The organism is Microbacterium sp. zg.Y909 (assembly GCF_024626565.1).
Genome location: NZ_JANJFJ010000637.1, coordinates 1 through 1,457, shown reverse-complemented (window position 1 = coordinate 1,457; position 1,457 = coordinate 1). Strand labels below are relative to the sequence as shown.

2 protein-coding genes are annotated in these 1,457 nt (G+C 74.1%); one reads left to right on the top strand and one right to left on the bottom strand.

Annotated features, from left to right (window positions below):
• A partial coding sequence (locus tag NQ160_RS23665) for a metal-dependent transcriptional regulator (protein ID WP_257517434.1) occupies positions 1 to 603 on the top strand: 603 nt, incomplete at its 5' end.
• A gap of 6 nt (positions 604 to 609) precedes the next feature.
• On the opposite strand, the gene NQ160_RS23660 is transcribed toward NQ160_RS23665, so the two are convergent.
• Positions 610 to 1,457, bottom strand: an 848-nt coding sequence (locus tag NQ160_RS23660) for an SDR family NAD(P)-dependent oxidoreductase (RefSeq protein ID WP_257517433.1), incomplete at its 5' end; no start/stop codon positions are given.

The following is a 1,457-nucleotide window of genomic DNA, read 5'->3' as shown; positions in this document are numbered from 1 at the left end:
ATCTACCACCACACCGAGTGGCAGACCGATCCGGTGACCCCGTCGCGGCTGGCATCCGAGCTGGGGCTGGCTCCCTCGAGTGTCACCGAGATGGTGCAGAAGCTCGCCTCCCAGGGGCTTGTCACCCACCGCCCGTACGGCCCCGTGCAGCTCACCGACGAGGGGGTGCGCCGCGCGGCGGGCGTCATCCGTCGGCATCGCCTGGTCGAGACGTGGCTCGTGCGCGAGTTCGGCTACGCCTGGGACGAGGTCCACGACGAGGCCGAGGTGCTCGAGCACACCATCAGCGACCGGCTTCTCGAGGGCATCGCCGCCCGCCTCGGCCACCCCCGCTTCGATCCGCACGGCGACGCCATTCCGGATGCCGACGGCACGGTGCACCGGGAACCTTTCGTGCTGGTGGCGCGGGCCGCCCCCGGACACCGCGGCCGCGTGCTGCGCGTGAGCGACCGTGATCCGGCGCTGCTGCGGGCGTGCGAAGAGGCGGGCCTCGACGTGGGGCACACGATCGCCGTGGTCGGCGACGGCACCGTCTCGGTCGACGGCTCCCCCGCGATCGCCCTGCCTGCCGGTGCGGCGGACGCGATCTGGGTCACCGCCTGACCCGCGTCAGCCGCGCACGCGCCGCCGGGTGCCCGCGGCTTGCTCGAACGGCCAGGCCACGCGGGTGGCCGCCTCGCAGAACTCCCACAGGCGCGCCGCCCGCTCCTGGTCCCGCGTGATCTTCGACGAGATCGCCTTGCGTGGGGCGCCGCGGGCGATGAGACCCGGACCCCAGAACGACCCGTTCTCGGCGTCGCGGTCGACCAGCGCCCGCACGAGCGGCCAGGCGCCGCGCTCCTTGGACTGCGCGACCGCCGCCTGCAGGTTGGCGGTGAACCGCTTCGCGCGGGTGGGCTCGTTGACCCCCTGGATGCCGCGGGTGCGGCCGCTGGTGGAGTATCCGGGGTGGGCGACGAGGCTCTCCACCGCGACGCCCGCGTCGGCCAGCCGCCGGGCGGCCTCGAAGCCGACCGCGGCGGTCATGACCTTCGACTGCACGTAGGCCCGCCAGCCGGTGTAGCCGGACTCGAGTTCCGGGTCCTCGGGGTCGTACGACCACAGCGATGTCGCCATGCTCCCCACCCACACCATGCGCCCGCCGGCGGCGGCCAGCGAGGGCAGCAGCTCTCCGGCCAGGGCGAAGTGACCGAGGACGTTGCTGGCGAGCACCACTTCGTGCCCGTCGGCGGTGAGCTCGCGGGTCTTCGGCGGGTGCACGATGCCGGCGTTCAGCAGCAGGCCGTCGAGTCCGCGGCGGCCGCGGGCGGTCGCCGCGGCGGCTCGGACGGAGCCGAGGTTGCTCGTGTCCAGCAGCAGCGTCTCGACGGTGGCGGGCGTGGCATCCGTCACCTGACGCAGCACCGCCGCGCGGGCGGCCGCGAGCCGGTTGGGATTGCGGCCGGTCATGACCACGT